General features: G+C 73.3%; 17 protein-coding genes. 3 read left to right on the top strand and 14 right to left on the bottom strand.

What is annotated here, in order from left to right; translation table 11 throughout:
- Positions 1-13 precede the first annotated feature (13 nt).
- From ygfZ to QE405_RS20205, 3 genes are read right to left on the bottom strand one after another with little or no spacing between them, the layout of a single operon-like run.
- On the bottom strand, positions 14-997 hold the full coding sequence (gene ygfZ, locus QE405_RS20215; RefSeq protein ID WP_307204870.1) for a CAF17-like 4Fe-4S cluster assembly/insertion protein YgfZ: 984 nt from the start codon (positions 995-997) through the stop codon (positions 14-16).
- Complete coding sequence (locus tag QE405_RS20210; RefSeq protein WP_307204865.1) at positions 994-1,461, bottom strand: Fur family transcriptional regulator; 468 nt, start codon at positions 1,459-1,461, stop codon at positions 994-996. Before QE405_RS20210 ends, ygfZ begins: the two co-directional genes overlap by 4 nt.
- Positions 1,462-1,463: 2 nt before the next feature.
- On the bottom strand, positions 1,464-1,958 hold the full coding sequence (locus QE405_RS20205; RefSeq protein ID WP_307204860.1) for an FABP family protein: 495 nt from the start codon (positions 1,956-1,958) through the stop codon (positions 1,464-1,466).
- 160 nt (positions 1,959-2,118) lie between these two features.
- On the opposite strand from QE405_RS20205, the gene QE405_RS20200 reads away from it, so the two are divergent.
- The gene (locus QE405_RS20200; protein ID WP_307204853.1) at positions 2,119-2,478 is read left to right on the top strand and encodes a DsrE family protein; all 360 of its coding nucleotides are present in this window, start codon (positions 2,119-2,121) and stop codon (positions 2,476-2,478) included.
- A gap of 98 nt (positions 2,479-2,576) precedes the next feature.
- Here QE405_RS20200 and QE405_RS20195 read toward each other — a convergent pair whose 3' ends face one another.
- The 6 genes from QE405_RS20195 to QE405_RS20170 form a co-directional block, all read right to left on the bottom strand.
- A complete protein-coding gene (locus tag QE405_RS20195) occupies positions 2,577-3,011 on the bottom strand; it encodes a hypothetical protein (RefSeq protein ID WP_307204849.1) in 435 nt (144 codons plus the stop codon).
- A 154-nt stretch (positions 3,012-3,165) separates the two neighbouring features.
- The gene (locus QE405_RS20190) at positions 3,166-4,011 is read right to left on the bottom strand and encodes a 3-keto-5-aminohexanoate cleavage protein (protein WP_307204842.1); all 846 of its coding nucleotides are present in this window, start codon (positions 4,009-4,011) and stop codon (positions 3,166-3,168) included.
- A gap of 482 nt (positions 4,012-4,493) precedes the next feature.
- Positions 4,494-5,240, bottom strand: coding sequence for a hypothetical protein (locus QE405_RS20185; RefSeq protein WP_307204837.1), 747 nt, complete (start codon positions 5,238-5,240; stop codon positions 4,494-4,496).
- A gap of 83 nt (positions 5,241-5,323) precedes the next feature.
- Positions 5,324-5,620, bottom strand: a complete 297-nt coding sequence (locus QE405_RS20180; RefSeq protein WP_307204830.1) for a DUF1416 domain-containing protein — start codon at positions 5,618-5,620, stop codon at positions 5,324-5,326.
- A gap of 1 nt (position 5,621) precedes the next feature.
- A complete protein-coding gene (locus tag QE405_RS20175) occupies positions 5,622-6,470 on the bottom strand; it encodes a sulfurtransferase (RefSeq protein WP_307204822.1) in 849 nt (282 codons plus the stop codon).
- Positions 6,471-6,521: 51 nt separating this feature from the next.
- The gene (locus QE405_RS20170; protein WP_307204815.1) at positions 6,522-6,989 is read right to left on the bottom strand and encodes a DUF4395 domain-containing protein; all 468 of its coding nucleotides are present in this window, start codon (positions 6,987-6,989) and stop codon (positions 6,522-6,524) included.
- A gap of 545 nt (positions 6,990-7,534) precedes the next feature.
- On the opposite strand from QE405_RS20170, the gene QE405_RS20165 reads away from it, so the two are divergent.
- On the top strand, positions 7,535-8,473 hold the full coding sequence (locus QE405_RS20165) for a hypothetical protein (RefSeq protein WP_307204807.1): 939 nt from the start codon (positions 7,535-7,537) through the stop codon (positions 8,471-8,473).
- A 736-nt stretch (positions 8,474-9,209) separates the two neighbouring features.
- On the opposite strand, the gene dapC is transcribed toward QE405_RS20165, so the two are convergent.
- Both dapC and fdxA read right to left on the bottom strand, forming a co-directional pair.
- Positions 9,210-10,319, bottom strand: a complete 1,110-nt coding sequence (dapC, locus tag QE405_RS20160; RefSeq protein WP_307204802.1) for a succinyldiaminopimelate transaminase — start codon at positions 10,317-10,319, stop codon at positions 9,210-9,212.
- Positions 10,316-10,639 (bottom strand): ferredoxin, encoded by a 324-nt coding sequence (gene fdxA / locus QE405_RS20155; protein ID WP_307204787.1) that lies wholly within the window; start codon positions 10,637-10,639, stop codon positions 10,316-10,318. The genes dapC and fdxA overlap by 4 nt, the downstream gene beginning before the upstream one ends.
- Before the next feature lie 107 nt (positions 10,640-10,746).
- Between fdxA and QE405_RS20150 the strand changes: the two genes are divergently transcribed.
- On the top strand, positions 10,747-11,742 hold the full coding sequence (locus QE405_RS20150) for a GNAT family N-acetyltransferase (RefSeq protein WP_307204780.1): 996 nt from the start codon (positions 10,747-10,749) through the stop codon (positions 11,740-11,742).
- 19 nt (positions 11,743-11,761) lie between these two features.
- Here QE405_RS20150 and QE405_RS20145 read toward each other — a convergent pair whose 3' ends face one another.
- The 3 genes from QE405_RS20145 to mshB are packed head-to-tail and all read right to left on the bottom strand — an operon-like array spanning position 11,762 to position 15,027.
- Positions 11,762-13,708 carry a VanW family protein gene (locus QE405_RS20145; protein WP_307204774.1) on the bottom strand — a complete coding sequence of 649 codons (1,947 nt, stop codon included), beginning with the start codon at positions 13,706-13,708 and terminating at the stop codon, positions 11,762-11,764.
- Between the two features lie 51 nt (positions 13,709-13,759).
- Positions 13,760-14,128: a DUF6113 family protein gene (locus QE405_RS20140; RefSeq protein WP_307204767.1), complete on the bottom strand. Its 369-nt coding sequence runs from the start codon at positions 14,126-14,128 to the stop codon at positions 13,760-13,762.
- Positions 14,125-15,027 (bottom strand): N-acetyl-1-D-myo-inositol-2-amino-2-deoxy-alpha-D-glucopyranoside deacetylase, encoded by a 903-nt coding sequence (gene mshB, locus QE405_RS20135; RefSeq protein ID WP_307204759.1) that lies wholly within the window; start codon positions 15,025-15,027, stop codon positions 14,125-14,127. The genes QE405_RS20140 and mshB overlap by 4 nt, the downstream gene beginning before the upstream one ends.
- Positions 15,028-15,056 lie beyond the last annotated feature (29 nt).

Genomic DNA, 15,056 nt, shown 5'->3' with positions numbered 1-15,056 from the left:
CTCTAGCGAGGGATCAGCGCAGGCGTGGACGGACGTGCAGACCCACCTCGGGGTCGACGAGCACCTCTTGGCCGGCGGGCATGCCCTCCACCTCGAGGGTCGCGTCCAGGGCGACGTTCCGCTTCACCATCGCCAGGGCGATCGGGCCCAGCTCGTGGTGCCGCGCCGAGCTGCCGACGAAGCCGACGACCTTCTCCCCCAGCCGCAGCTCGGCCCCCGGTGTGGGCAACGTCTCCTGCGATCCGTCGAGGTGGAGCAGCGTCAGGCGCCGCGGCGGACGCCCCAACGTGTGCACGCGCGCCACCGTCTCCTGACCCCGGTAGCATCCCTTGTCGAGGTGCACCGCCGGCCCGATCCAGCCCGCCTCGTTGGGGATGGTGCGGTGGTCGGTGTCGAGACCGAGCCGGGGCTCGCCCCGCTCGATGCGCAGGGCCTCGAAGGCCCACAGCCCGGCCGCCGGGCCGGCGGCCGCGGCGTACGCCTCCAGCTGGTCGCGCGGGACGAGCTCGTACGCCGCATAGGGACCCTCGCCGCGGGACGCCGGGCGCCACGTCAGCGCCCACTCCGCGGTGACGTCGGCGACCTCGACCTTCGACCAGAAGCGCATCCGGTCGAGGAACGTCACCAGGGCCGCACCCTGACCGGGCTCGGTGTGGGCGAGGAAGGCCTCACCGTCGTCGTACCCGTAGAAGGCGTGCTCCACGTGGCCCTGCGGGCTGAGCACGAGCACACCGGTCCACTCCCGCGGCGCGAGGTCGGTGAGGTGCTGCGTCGTCAGCGAGTGCAGCCATGTCAGGCGGTCCTCCCCCGACACCCGGATGACGTCGTGGTGGGACAGGTCGACGAAGCCCTCCCCCGCGACCAGTCGGCGCTGCTCGACGTTGAACGAGCCGTAGTGCGCCGCCACCGCAGCATCGATGCCGTTCGCCGCCACCGCGCCCGGCAGGCGCAGCAGGGGGCTCGTGGGGGTGCTGGGGGTGGGTCCGTCGTCGGTCATTGCGTCTCCTCGTCGGTGGGGCAGCGCACGCACTCCCCGAAGATGGCCAGGTGGCCGGCGTCGGCGACGAACCCGCGGCGGTCACGGAGCGCGTCGAGGAACCGAGCGGCCTCCTCCACGTCAACAGACGAGACCCGCCCACACTTCCGGCAGACGAGGTGGAAGTGCTCGTGGCCGTCGTCGACGGCGTGGAACGTGGGCGCCCGGTCGCTGAGGTGGGCGTGGCGCACCAGGCCGAGGCCCTCGAGCACCTCGAGCGTGCGGTAGACCGTCGACAGGTTGACCGCCGACGACGACTTGCGCACCTCCGCGAGCACCTCGTCAGGGGTCGCGTGGCGCAGCGTCGTCACCGCTTGGAGGATCAGCTCGCGCTGGGGGGTCAGTCGGTAGCCCTGGGCTCGGAGACGGGCACGCCAGTCCGGCTCGACGCCGTCCCCCGGTGCTGCCGGGTGGTGCGCCCCCACCGTCAGGCCCGCTGCAGACGCGCCCAGGTGCGGGGCTGCAGGGCCTCGCCGAACGCGGCCAGGTCGTAGGCGTAGAGCAGGTCGCCCTCGACGTTGCCGTAGAGCCGCTTGCCGCCCGTCACCTCGGGGGCGCCCTCGGTGCGACCGATCGCGTCGGTCACGATCTCGAGCTTGCCACCCTCGGCCTCACCGATCCAGATCTCGACGACCCCGGACTCGTGGCTGAGCAGCAGCTCGACCTTGCCCCCGGGCAGCGCGCGCAGGAAGCCGGTCTCGATCGCGTCGTCGCGGACCTTCGCGCCGTCGGCGTCCACCACCCAGGACCGCGCCATGTAGTGGAAGAACGGGCGGCCGTCGTGGGTGAAGATCAGCTCCTGACCGAACTGGTAGGGCTCGATCGTCGGGTAGTCCCCGTGGCCGTTGCCCCGCCACGTGCCCAGCATCCAGGCGATGGGCCCACAGTCGGGGTGGAGGTCGGACGGCAGCTCGAACGCCATCAGACCCGCCCTCCGGCCCCGGCGCCCACGAGGCGCGCCAACGCACGGAGGGCCAACGCCGCGAGCCCCAGGGGCGCGGCGACGAGCACGGCGATCAGCACGGCATCCATGAGGCGGGAGTCTATCGGCGGCCGTCCGCGGCTCGTCCTAGGCTGGCGGGATGCGAAGCCTGAGGATCAAGGTCACCTGCGGGGTCGAGGACGCCGAGCGCTGCAACCAGGCCTTCACGGTCGCCGCGGCGGCCGCTGCCGCCGGGGCCGACATCGGCCTGTGGCTCACGGGCGAGGCCGCCTGGTTCGGCGTGCCCGGCCACGCCGAGGAGTTCGCCCTCCCCCACGCCGCCCCGCTCGCCGACCTGCTCGCCACGGTCGTCGAGCTCGGCCAGGTGACGGTGTGCACGCAGTGCGCGGTGCGCCGCGGGATCACCGAGACCGACCTGGTGCCCGGCGTGCGGATCGCGGGTGCCGCGGCGTTCGCCGAGGAGATCCTGGGCGACGGGGTGCAGGCGCTCGTCTACTGAGGCTCCGCTACGGGGCCGAGCACCGCTGCGCCTACTACCGCCAGAAACGCAGAACGGCCCCCGCCCGAAGGCGGGGGCCGTTCTCGAGATGCTGCGGGTCAGGCGCGACCGGACTGGGTGACCCAGACGTTCCAGGCGCGGACCGAGTTGCGGTACTGGTCGTCGTTCGGGACGAAGGTGACCGTCACCCGGTAGTTGGCCTTGACGCCCGCCGCGAAGGTCGGCGTCGTGTAGTAGCGCGTCGTGCCGGAGTAGCTGTACTGCTTCACCTGCACCGAGCTCGTGCCGTAGCGACGGATCGACACGTAGACCGTGCCGCTGACCCGGGTGCCCGGCTCACCGGCGTAGAAGATCGTGAAACCCTTGCCCGTGCCGGCGCGGCCGATGTTGGACGGCGCGTCGGGCGTGAGGCGGGAACCCGTGGCGTACTGCCCCGGGTAACCCTCGGCGGCCTGCGCGGTGACGGCCGAACCGGCGAGCACGCCAACGGCCATCACGACCGTGGAGATGATCGCCACGAGAAGCTTCTTCATGAGAACCCCTGACGTAGATCGAAGCGGATGGATGAACCCCTCATCCATCCGCCCCGAACTCTAGGCCATTTCGGGAGACTTCCGGACCACTCCGGGCAAATAACCCCCGTTCCGACCGAAGTTCACGCTCCCTTAACACGATCCGTGACTGCGCTCACCGCTGAACGGCCAGCCCGAGCGCCTCCCGGACCCGGTGCGGCGCCATCGGCACCCGGTGGACTAGACCACCCAGCGCCACCGCCCGCTCCACGAGACGCCGGTTGCTCCCGACCGGCTCCCCCGGCGCAAAGCTGAGCGTGTCTTCCATGCCGACGCGGAGGTGCCCGCCCTTGGCGAGCGCGGCCATCGCCACCGTCATCGCCGTGCGCCCGATGCCCGTCGCCGACCACGACGTCACCGCGGACGGCAGCGCGGCGACGGCCGCGACGAGCGCGTCGGCCGTGCCCGGCATCCCGCCCGGCACCCCCATCACGAGGTCGCAGTGCACGCGGTCGCCGACCGGCAGGCCGTCCGTCGCGAGGAGACGCCCCAGGGCCGCCACGTGCCCGAGGTCGAACAGCTCGAACTCGGGCGCGATGCCCCGCTCGCGGGCGGCGCGGTGGAGGTCCCGCACGAAGGGCCACGGGTTGAGGAACACGTCGTCCCCGAAGTTCACCGTGCCGAGCGTGATGGAGCAGGAGTCGGGCGCGGCATCCAGCACGCGGAGCCGGTCCTCGAGCGGGTCGTGCACCGAGCCCCCGGTCGACAGCTGCACGACGAGCGACGTCGACTCGCGCAGCGCGGTCACCGTCTCCCGCAGGCGGCCCAGGTCGAGCGTCGGGCGGTGGTCGGCGTCGCGCACGTGGACGTGGATCAACCCCGCGCCCGCCGCCTCGCACTCCTTCGCCGTCCCGACGAGCTCGTCGAGCGTCGTCGGCAGCTCCGGGCAGTCGGACTTCGCCGTCTCGGCCCCCGTGGGGGCGACGGTGATGAGCAGGTCGTCGACGACGGTCTCAGCCATCACGCCATGCTCGCAGAAGATCCTGCGGCGGAGAACACCAACGACAGGACGATCTTCTACGGCGTGCGCGTCACCGCCAGGTAGCAGAGCACGACCGTGACGATCGACAGGATGACGAGCAGCGAATACTGCAGCGTCCTCCGCAAGCGTCGCTGCTCAACTGGGCCACGACGAGCCATGCTTCTCCGGTTCCTCCTTCTCGAGACGTTCACCCCTCACCCCCAAGGGTGACACCGATCCCAATCGTCCGAGAACCAGGTCTAGACCACTCAACCTCGTGACGTGTGCCACGGACCCGGTCAGGGGTGGTAGCTCGGGTGGTGGGGGCACCTGTCGCCGTACTTCATCCAGCACCGCATCGCGCGGGCCAGCCGCTTCATCCTCCGCACCGGAGCTCCTCGAATCGCCGTGGTCTCGACACCACGACGCTAGGGCGATCCGGAGGCGCTTCCGTCTCCCTTGCGGCAACGTTGAGGGTGCGTCTAGACCATCGGAGGCAGCGACCCCGGCGTGCCCAGCCCCGCGCGGAACCGCGGGTCGGCGGCGGCCCGCCCCACGACGTACGCCGCGGTCTCCGCGCCGCCCGCCAGCCGGTGCGTGCTCACGGTGAGCGGGCGGACGCGCCACGAGCGGACCGGGGGGCCGTGGCGGTCCACGACCGGTCGGGCGCCCGCGTGCACCCGGATCCCCAGTGGTTCCGCGGGATCGACGCCGGCGATGGCCGTCCACGGCACCTCCCACGTCGTGCCGAGGTGCTCCGCGATGACCCGGTGGGGCGTCAGCCAGACACCGCCCGCCGTGTCGCGGCCCGGGGAGGCGACGACGACGAGCGCGATGCCGACCAGCCCGCAGGCCGAGGCCAGGACCCAGTGGGCGGCGACGAGGGCGAGCACCGCCCCGATGAGCAGTGTCACACCCGCGCCGAGCAGCATCCGGGTCACGTTGCGGACCACCGCACCGTCCCGCGGCAGGAACAGGGCCGGTTCGCCCCCGCGCAGCACGACGAGGGTCGGGACGGGCGGGTGGCGCTCGAGGGCGGCGTACGCGCGCTCCTGGGCCACCCCGCCCGCCAGGGCGACGCAGAGCAGCAGCCCCGGCACGAGGACGACCCCGTTGCCGCTCCCGAGGAGCAGCGCGACGCCCAGCAGCGTCACGACCGGCGCGACGATGCCGAGGACGACGAGGGCGCCGCGGCGCACGACGACGAGGTCCGAGGCGGGAGACGGCACCGCACCAGTGAACCGCACCGCCGGGAGACGCCGACGGGCCCCGGAGCAGTGCTCCGGGGCCCGTGCGGGTGGTACGGGGTGGTTCAGATGGCGATCTCGACCTCGGCGACCACGCCGGTGCGGGCGACGACCGCGCGGTCGACGGGCTCCGCCTTCGGGGCGAGGGTCCGCAGGGTCCACTCGCCGTCACCGGCGAAGAACCGGAAGTGGCCCGTCGCGGAGGTCGGGACCTCCGCGGTGAACTCACCGGTGCGGTCGAGCAGACGGACGTAGGCGCTCTCGACGGGCTCGCCGTCGCGCAGCACCTGGCCCTGGATCACGGCCTCCTTCGCGACGTTGACGCCGTCGAGGGACAGGCCGCCCTTGGTGGCTCCACACATGTCAGGCCTCGCCGGGCTCGTCGCCGAGGACCACGGGCACGCCCACGAGGGAGCCGTACTCGGTCCACGAACCGTCGTAGTTCTTCACGTTCTCGTGGCCCAGGAGCTCCTTGAGCACGAACCACGTGATCGACGAGCGCTCACCGATGCGGCAGAGCGCGATGGTGTCCTTGGAGTCGTCGATGCCGGCGTCGGCGTAGAGGGCCTTGAGGTCCTCGTCCGACTTGAAGGTGCCGTCGTCGTTGACGTTCTTGCTCCACGGCACGTTGAGCGACGTGGGGATGTGGCCGGCACGCTGGGCCTGCTCCTGCGGGAGGTGGGCCGGGGCGAGGAGGCGGCCCGCGAACTCGTCGGGGCTGCGCACGTCGACGAGGTTCTGCACGCCGATGGCGGCGATGGCGTCGTCACGGAAGGCGCGGATGGAGTGGTCCTGCTCCTGCGCGACGTACTGCGTGGCGGCGCGCTCGGGCACCTCGTTGGTGAGCTCGCGGGACTCGAGCTCCCACTTCTTGCGGCCGCCGTCGACGAGCTTGACGTTGGTGTGGCCGTAGAGCGTGAAGTACCAGTAGGCGTAGGCCGCGAACCAGTTGTTGTTGCCGCCGTAGAGCAGGACCAGGTCGTCGTTGGAGATGCCCTTGCGGGACAGGAGCTCCTCGAACTGCTGCTTGTTGACGAAGTCGCGGCGGACCTGGTCCTGCAGCTCGGTCGTCCAGTCCAGCTTCACGGCGCCACGGATGTGGCCCTTGTCGTAGGACGTGGTGTCCTCGTCGACCTCGACGACGACGATGCCGTCGCTGTCGAGGTTGTCCTCGACCCACTGGGTGGAGACGAGTGCGGACTCACGGCTCATGGTTGGTGCCTTTCGGTTGTGGTGCTGGACGTCGGACGGGTGGTGCGCGGCTCAGGCGGTGGCGCGCTTGAGCAGCAGGTAGACCTCGCAGCCCAGGCAGAACGCGAAGACCGCGTTCAGCAGGGCCGCGACGAGGGCGAACCCGACGGCCACCTGGCCGACGAGGGTCGCCCCGAGCAGGTACGCCGCCAGGGCGACCACGACGAACCCGAGGCCCACGGCCTGGGCGAAGCGCGGCGGCTCCGGGTCCTCGAGCTCCGTCGGCGGCTGCAGCCGCGGCCGGACGAGGGTGCGGAACACCCAGCCGTACGGCGCGTGCTGCGGCCCCGCCGCCGCCCCGACCGCGAAGACCGCGGCCTGGACGCCGAGCAGCACGAGCGCCACGGGGCTGTCGCCCAGCAGCAGGGCGACGGCGAGCACGACGGACGTGATGCCGGCCGCGAGCTGCGGACCACGGGGGTCGATGCCGGCCCCCGTGGCGGGGGCACCCGCGGGACGCGCGGCGGAGTCGGTGGACATGGAGTTCCTGACGGTGGTGTTCGGGTGCTGTTCGAGTCATGCCCGGGGGCGTGGACGTGCCGGGACGCTGTCGTCGCGCATCGGCGAGGCGCGTGCGTCAGTCGGTCAGGAGCAGCGACACAGGGCGGAGCGCACGCGGCAGTGGTCGACTGCGCGTCGCTTCGTCAGCAAGGTCGTGAACACGTCGCCCAATGTAGGCGGATGCCGGGCGGGCGCGAATTCTGGGTCCGGATGGTGGGACGGATGTTCGATGGGTGAGATGAGGGGGGCGGGGTGGGGCGGCCTCGCGTGGGCTCGGGGACCGGACTCGCGTGGCGTCGGGACCGGACTCGCGTGGCCTCGGGACCGGAAATGTGCGGAGGGGGCAGGTCCGGCCGGCTCGGGCCCGCCCCAGCGTCCCAGTTCGGGGGTCGGGGTGGGTTGCGGCCGGGGCGCTCGCCGGCCTCGGCCCGCTGGTGGTCCCCAGGCGGGTGGCATCGGGACCTTGTCCCCAGGCGCTGTCCGCGAGGCCCCGGGGACGTCGCGGGTGGGGCAGCGTCGTACCCGTGCCCACGGACCCCGACCTCCCTGTCGACCTGCCCCCTGACCTGCGGGTGGGGCGCCTCCGACGGGCCGGCTGGGAGCGGGTGACACGTGGCGTCCATCGCCGGTCCGACGCGGAGGAGGCGGAGCTGCTGGACCTGCGTGGTTGCCAGGAGGCGTTGCCGGACGACGCGGTGCTCACCGGGCTGACGGCCGCGTCCGCACGGGGGTGGTGGCTGCCGATGCTGCCGGAGGACGTGCCGGTGTTCGCGACCACGCGGGTGGGGTCCGGGCAGAGTCGGCGCCCCGAGGTGCGGCTGATCCGCGCGGTCGAGGCGCCCACGGTCGACCGGGTCGGTGACCTGCGGTTGGCGTCGCCCGTGCGGACCCTCCTCGACTGCGGGCGCCTGCTGGGTCCCCTGGACCTGGCGGTCGTCCTCGGTGGCGCGCTGCGCCCGCCGGGCGACGCCCCTGCGGTCACCCTGGCCGAGGTCGAGGCGGCAGCGGCCCGCGCCGGCGCCCGGGGGGCGAGCCGGCTCCGGGAGGCCCTCGCACTGCTGGTCGACCCCGGACGCGCCGAGTCGGCCCCCGAGGTCACGCTCGGCGCGCTGTGCCGCACGCTGCGGGTGCCCGTGGTGGCGCAGCACGAGGTGCGGACGGCCGCCGGCTCCTTCGTCGCCCGCGGTGACCTGTGGGTCGTGGGCACGAGGACGCTGGTGGAGTACGACGGCGCTGTCCACCGCGAGAAGGAGGCGTACGCCGACGGGCTGCGCCGCGACCGACGACTGAGGTCCGAGGACTGGGGGCGGATCGCCGTCACGCGCGACGACCTCGTGGAGCGGTCGCAGCAGCTGGCGCGGGAGCTCTACGAAGCGGCCGGACTCGCCCACGACCAGCGGCGGGTGCTGGCGTGGTGGCGGCTGTTGCGTACCAGCGGCGAGACCCCCGCCGGGCGGGCCTAGCTGAGTGGCCGCTGGGCACGGCGGACCAACGCGCGACGCGCGGATGCCCAGGAGGGTGAGAGGGAAGATCCGCGCGACGGCCCGGCTGACGGCCCGGCTGACGGTCAGACCAGCGACGGCAGGCACGCGGCGTAGGGCGGGCGCCCGACGCGCGCCCCACCGGCGGGCCGGAAATGTGCAGCTGGAGCAGGCCCGGCCCGACCAGACCCACCCCAACCGCACATCTCGCGACCCGGCCAACGGGGGGCCACCCGCGACACCCCCACCGGCGGGCCGGAAAATGTGCAACTGGGGCAGGCCCAGCTCGACCAGACCCACCCCAACCGCACATCTCGCGACCCGGCCAACGGGGCGCCACCCGCGACACCCCCACCGGCGGCCCGGAAATGTGCAGCTGGGGCAGGCCCGGCTCGACCAGACCCACCCCAACCGCACATTTCGCGACCCGGCCAACGGGGCGCCGCCCGCGACACCCCCACCGGCGGCCCGAAATGTGCAGCTGGGGCAGGCCCGGCTCGACCAGACCCACCCCAACCGCACATCTCGCGACCCGGCCAACGGGGGCCACCCGCGACACCCCCACCGGCGGCCCGAAATGTGCAGCTGGAGCAGGCCCGGCTCGACCAGACCCACCCCAACCGCACATTTCGCGACCCGCGGGCCACCCAGAAGCCCGAAACCAGAAGCCCGAAACCAGAAACCAGAAGCCCGCAGCCCGCAGCCCGCAGCCCGACCCTCAGGCCAGCCGCGCCACCGCGGCGTCGATCCGCTCGTCGGTCGCGGTGAACGCCACGCGCACGTGCTGACGACCCGCCGCGCCGTAGAACGCCCCCGGTGCCACGAGGATCCCCCGCTCGGCGAGCCAGGCGACGGTGTCCCACGAGTCCTCGCCGCGGGTGGACCACAGGTAGAGCGACGCTTCGGAGTGGTCGACCCGGAAGCCGGCCCGCTCCAACGCCGCGCGGAGGCGGGCACGACGCGCGGCGTACCGGCTGTGCTGCTCCAGCGCGTGCGCGTCGTCGCCGAGGGCGGCGATCATCGCGTGCTGCTGCGGCAGCGGCATGATGAGGCCGAGGTTCTTCCTGACGGCGAGCAGCTCGCCCACCACGGCCGGGTCGCCGGCGACGAAGGCGCAGCGGTAGCCCGCGAGGTTGGACCGCTTCGACAGCGAATGGATCGCGAGGATGCCCTCGTGCGAGCCGCCGGAGACGTCCGGGTGGAGCACCGACGTGACCGGGCCCTCCCAGCTGTTCTCGATGTAGCACTCGTCGCTGACGAGCAGCACGCCGCGCTCGCGGCACCACTCGACCACCTTGCGCAGGTGCGCCGTCGGCAGCACGCGGCCGGTCGGGTTCGAGGGGCTGTTGAGGAAGAGCAGCGCCGGCACCCGCGGCCCGAGCGCCGTCAGCGAGTCGGTCGCGAGCGACTCGGCGCCGGCGAGGGCGGCACCGACCTCGTACGTCGGGTAGGCCACCTCCGGCAGCACCACCAGGTCGCCCGGGCCGATGCCCAGGTGCAGCGGCAGCGCCGCGATGAGCTCCTTGGAGCCCACCACGGGCAGCACGCCGTCGAGGCCGAGGCCCGTGACGCCGTGGTTGCGCGCCAGCCAGTCGATCGCCGCCTGGCGCACGGCCGGGATGCCGATCGTCGTCGGGTAGCCCGGCGCGTCCGCGGCCGCAGCCAGGGCGGCCTGCGCGACCTCGGGGGTCGGGTCCACCGGCGTACCGATGGAGAGGTCGACGATGCCGTCGGGGTGCGAGCGCGCGCGCTCCGCGTGCTCCACCAGACCGTCCCAGGGGAAGTCGGGCAGGCGCTGGGAGACGGCGCGCCGCGCCGGGGCGCTCACTCCTGGTTCTGGGGCGGCAGGGCGGCGATGAAGGGGTGGTCGGCCTCGATCACGCCCATCTTCGCCGCGCCACCGGGCGAGCCCAGGTCGTCGAAGAAGTTCACGTTGGCCGTGTAGTACTCCTTCCACTCCTCCGGGGTGTCGTCCTCGTAGTAGATGGCCTCCACCGGGCAGACCGGCTCGCACGCGCCGCAATCGACGCACTCGTCGGGGTGGATGTAGAGCATCCGGCTGCCCTCGTAGATGCAGTCGACCGGACACTCGTCGACGCACGCGCGGTCCTTGACGTCCACACACGGCTGGGCGACGACGTACGTCATCTCGGGTCCTCCTGGAGTCACGGGGCACGCGGTCGTGCCTTGGTGGTGCGGGTCGAGCGGGATGCACGGGCGCGGATCACGCGCGGCGCCAGCCTAGTATCCGCGAGGTGACCTCCCCCGACGAACCCCACGATGTGAACAGCGGGTCACCCGTCACCGGCGCGCACGGTCTCGGACCGCACGTCGTCGGTACCCGCATCGTCGTGCGCCGACTCGTCCCCGGCGAGACCGGCCCCACCGGCGGGCCCGCGTTCACCGACCTGCTGGGCGTGGCGGAGGGGTGGTGGCCCGACCTCGTCGTACGGCGCGCGGACGGCACCGCCGTCACCGTCCCCCACGCGCTCATCGTCTCGGGCAAGCCCGTGCCGCCCCGCGCCAGCCGGCTGCAGCGCGTGCCCGGCCGCGAGGTCCAGCGGCGCGTGCGCGGGCTGTGGCCCGGCGAGACGGCCACGCTGGGCGACTGGCTGCTGCAGGTGTCGCCGCCGCACGAGGGGCGCGTGCGCCGGCGCGCGAACTCGGTGCTCGCCTACGGCAGCCCCGACCGCCCGCTCGGCGAGGCGCTGGTGGCCGTCGAGCAGTGGTACGCCGCGCGCGACCGCCCACCGGAGCTGTGCGTCCCGCTGGGCTCGGCCGAGGAGGCCGCCCTGCGGGACGCGGGCTGGACGGAGCCGCCGGACTTCGCCGGGCACGCCGTGGCGGTGCAGGTCGGGTCGGTCGCCCGTCTGCGACGCGCCCTCGGTCCGATCGACGGCCGCGGCGACACCGGCACGGCCGAGACCCGGCGTGGGCCGGTCGAGGGCGCCGCCCCCGACGTCGAGCGGGTGCGGGCCTCGGTCACCGCCGACGGCCACCGGATCGCGACCGGTCTCGCCGACCTGCGCGGCGACTGGGCCTGCGTGCACGACGTGCGCACGGACGCGGCGTACCGGCGCACGGGGCTGGCGCGACACGTGGTCGCCGGGCTGCTCGGCGAGGTCGCCGAACGCGGCGTCACCACCGTCGTGCTGCACGTGCTGACGACGAACGCGCCGGCGCTGGCGCTCTACGCAGGGCTCGGGTTCGAGGAGCACCACACGGCGACGTACCTCGCGCCGCGGCGCTAGCGCGGGACGGAGAGCGGCCTCAGCCGCCCGTGCCCGCCTCGCCCGGCTCCACCGGGTCGGCCTGCTCGACCGGCGGCGGGGTCGGCTCCGGCTCCGGCGAGACGCAGCGGATCGTCGGGGTGGGGCTGTAGGTCCAGCTGAAGTCCTCGGTGCGCACGATCTCGTCCGACCCGGGCTCGCGGAAGATCCGGTCGTAGTCGACCGAGAAGCCGCTCGAGCCGCTCTGGGGCTCGCAGTCCGCGGTGTCGAGGGTGCGGGTGCTCGAGCTCGTGACGGCGTAGCGGCCCGAGACGTCGGACTCGATGTCCCACGTCTTCGTGGACCACATGCGCACCGTGATCGACCCGCGGTTGCCCGGCGAGCTGGGACTGAGGATCGCTTGCACGAGCACGCCGTGCTCGGTGTCGTTCTCGAACTTCAGGTCCACCGTCGGCCACGCCACCGTCGCCTCACGACCCTCGGGGTAGCGGTCGATGTAGAGCGAGTGGGGCTTGTGCTCGACGTCCTTGAGGCCGGCGAAGTAGGCCGCGTTGAACGTCGTCGTCGCCATCTGCGAGACGCCGCCGCCGGGCTCGGAGCGGAAGATGCCGTTCGAGATGATGAAGCCGTCGGTGAAGCCGTTCTCGTAGGTGCGCTCCCCCACGATGCCGTTGAGCGAGAAGACGTCGCCGGGCTTGAGCACGGTGCCGTCGATCAGCTCGGCCGCGCGACCGATGTTGGTGTTCCGGTACGGCGCGTGGGGGTAGTAGGTCGTGAACTCACTGACCTCCTCCACGATGCCGAGGGCCTCGGCGTCCGCGGTCGTGAACTCCGGCTCGACGGCCTCCGCCTCGACGGTGCCCTCCCGGCTGCCCTCGGGGGCGGTCACGACCTCCGTGAACACCGCCGCCAGCGTGTCGGGGAGGAAGTCGACGCCCGGCTCCGCGGGCACGACGACGGGCTCGCCGTTCTCGATCACGACCGTGGCGTCGACCGGGCGACCCGGGTCGCCCACGCGGTCGTCGACCAGGTCCTTCAGCACGGCGCCGTCGATCCGGCCCACGAGGGCCCCGTCCTCGGCGACCATGGAGACCGCCGGCGCGTACTCCACCGGGTCGAGCTCGACCGGCGTCTCGCCGAAGACGAGGGTCACGGGACCCGACATCGCCGGCTCCGCGAAGGTCGCCAGCGCGGTCTCGATCTCGTCGGCGTCGATGGTCGGCGCCACGTCGGCGAGGGCCAGCTCGACGGTGCCGTCCTCGGCGACGAAGGCGTCCTCGATCGCCGCGACCGCCGCGTCCCGCTCGAACCCGCGACCCGGCATCGGGTCGGTGACCACCGGCTGGCCGTCGGTGAAGGCGATCGCCCCCTCGACGGGCGGCTGGCCGGCCGCCTCCTCGAGACCGGCGAGGAACTCCTCTACGGCGGCGTCGTCCGCCTTCACCACGGCCGGCAGCTCGTCGCCGCCCGTGAAGTAGTCCCACAGCCGGCGCGGCGCCCAGCTGCGCTCGCCCCCGGCCGCGGCGACCGATGCCGCGTAGTCGACCTCGAGGCCCGCGGCCCCCGGGTCGAGCTCGTCGGAGAGGTCCGAGTCCGCCACCGTCACGGCGATGGGGCGCTGCACGCGGTCGGCCAGACCGTCCTCGAGCGCCTGCTCCGCGTCCTCCTGCGTGAGGCCGCCGATGTCGACGCCGGCCACGGACGTGCCCCGGGCGACCTTGTCGCCCGCGACCGCGTAGGCCGCGACGTACAGGCCCGCGGCCAGGAGCACGAGCGCGAGCGCGGAGAGGGCCACGACCCGACCCGTACGGCGCTGCTGGGCCACCGGCTCCTCCGTGGGCTCGTCGGGATCCATGAGGGAGAGGCGCTCCGTCTCGGGGGCCTGCTCCGGACTCGCCGCGGACGGCCGCACGGCGGGGCGCTCGGCAGTGTCCCCGCCCTCGAAGCCGGCGTCGGGCCGGTCGGTGGGCTCGTCAGCGTCAGTCACGGGCGCCATCCTAGGTATGCCGGGTCGGCGCGCCGACCCCGTGCACCCCGTTCACCCCTTCGGACGGCCGGGTCGCTCCCCCGCCGGGCGGCGGTCGAGGCCGCCGGCGAGCGCGACGACCCCGGCGAGCGCGACAAGGAAGCCGAGCACGAGGATCGCGTAGCCCTTCCCGTCGTCCGCCACGGCGAAGTCACCCTCGGGGCGGCCCTCCAGCACGACCAGCAGCATCGCCGCCCACCCGGCGGCGAAGGTGCACCAGGCGAGCCGGGTGCGCGGGAGCGCCACGAACACGGCGGCCGCGGTCACCGCAGCGAGGCCGACGCCCCACCAGCGTCCGCCGACGACGACGGAGGCCAGCCCGCTCGTCGCGCCGGCCAGCACGAGGCCGAGACCGAGCGCGATGCGCAGCGCGAGCGTCACAGCCCGGCGAAGAGGTCGGTCTCCCACCCGGCGGCGTCGACGGGGCCGACCTCGCCCTTGGCGATCCGGTAGTGCTCGATGCCCCAGATCGCGTTGCCGAGGTTGTTGGAGAGGGCGAAGAACGGGCCGTCCACGGTGATCTGGGTGGCGTGGGCGCGCATCGCGTCCATCTTCGTCTCGGCGTAGTCGCTCGCGTCGACCCGGCAGGCGATGTCGGCGTCGGGAGAGGTCATCGGCATCGGGCCCTCCGGGTCCATGCCCTCGAACGTCGTGGTGTCACCGGCGGCGCGGAGCTTCCGGAGGCCGTCGCGGAACTGGCTCTCCGACATCGCGCCCCAGTAGATCTTCGCGATGTCGTGCGCCTCGCCCAGGTCGCGGCGGTAGGACGGCACGGCGGCGAGCACCGCGGCGTACGTCGCCACCCGGTGGGCCTGGATGTGGTCGGGGTGCCCGTAGCCCCCGAACTGGTCGTACGTCACCAGCACCTGCGGCCGCACCTCGCGGATGACCGCGACGAGGTGGTCGGCCGCCTCGGTGAGGTCGGCGTTGGCGAACGCCCGCTCGTCGGTCTCGTCGGCGGCGACCGCGTGGCCGTCGGGGTGCCACTTCATGCCGGAGTCGCGGTAGCGCCCGAACCCGCCCAGGTAGCGGTGGTCGGTGACGCCGAGGATCGCCATCGCGTCGGCGAGCTCGCCCTTGCGGTGCTCCCCCAGCGTGTCGTCGCGGTCGGCGGCCAGGTGCTCGAGCTCGGGGACGAGCACCTCGCCCATCTCGCCGCCGGTGCAGGTCACGAGGGTGACGCCGCGACCCTCCGCGACGTACTTCGCCATCGTGGCGCCCTGGCCGATCGTCTCGTCGTCGGGGTGGGCGTGCACGAGCAGGAGGTGCTGAGAGGTCACGGGGCGAGGGTACGGCGCGGCACCGACAT

The sequence above is a fragment of the Nocardioides zeae genome (assembly GCF_030818655.1).
Taxonomy (GTDB): domain Bacteria; phylum Actinomycetota; class Actinomycetes; order Propionibacteriales; family Nocardioidaceae; genus Nocardioides; species Nocardioides zeae_A.
Note: the sequence above shows the minus strand (reverse complement) of the source record. Positions and strands in the feature narration are given on the sequence as shown.

What these genes read in the sequence shown, in the direction of transcription:
- ygfZ (WP_307204870.1), bottom strand. Translation starts at nt 997, where the DNA reads ATGACCGACGACGGACCCACCCCCAGCACCCCCACGAGCCCCCTGCTG.
- fdxA (WP_307204787.1), bottom strand. Translation starts at nt 10,639, where the DNA reads ATGACGTACGTCGTCGCCCAGCCGTGTGTGGACGTCAAGGACCGCGCG.
- QE405_RS20175 (WP_307204822.1), bottom strand. Translation starts at nt 6,470, where the DNA reads ATGAGCCGTGAGTCCGCACTCGTCTCCACCCAGTGGGTCGAGGACAAC.
- QE405_RS20190 (WP_307204842.1), bottom strand. Translation starts at nt 4,011, where the DNA reads ATGGCTGAGACCGTCGTCGACGACCTGCTCATCACCGTCGCCCCCACG.
- QE405_RS20195 (WP_307204849.1), bottom strand. Translation starts at nt 3,011, where the DNA reads ATGAAGAAGCTTCTCGTGGCGATCATCTCCACGGTCGTGATGGCCGTT.
- QE405_RS20170 (WP_307204815.1), bottom strand. Translation starts at nt 6,989, where the DNA reads ATGTCCACCGACTCCGCCGCGCGTCCCGCGGGTGCCCCCGCCACGGGG.
- QE405_RS20200 (WP_307204853.1), top strand. Translation starts at nt 2,119, where the DNA reads ATGCGAAGCCTGAGGATCAAGGTCACCTGCGGGGTCGAGGACGCCGAG.
- QE405_RS20180 (WP_307204830.1), bottom strand. Translation starts at nt 5,620, where the DNA reads ATGTGTGGAGCCACCAAGGGCGGCCTGTCCCTCGACGGCGTCAACGTC.
- QE405_RS20205 (WP_307204860.1), bottom strand. Translation starts at nt 1,958, where the DNA reads ATGGCGTTCGAGCTGCCGTCCGACCTCCACCCCGACTGTGGGCCCATC.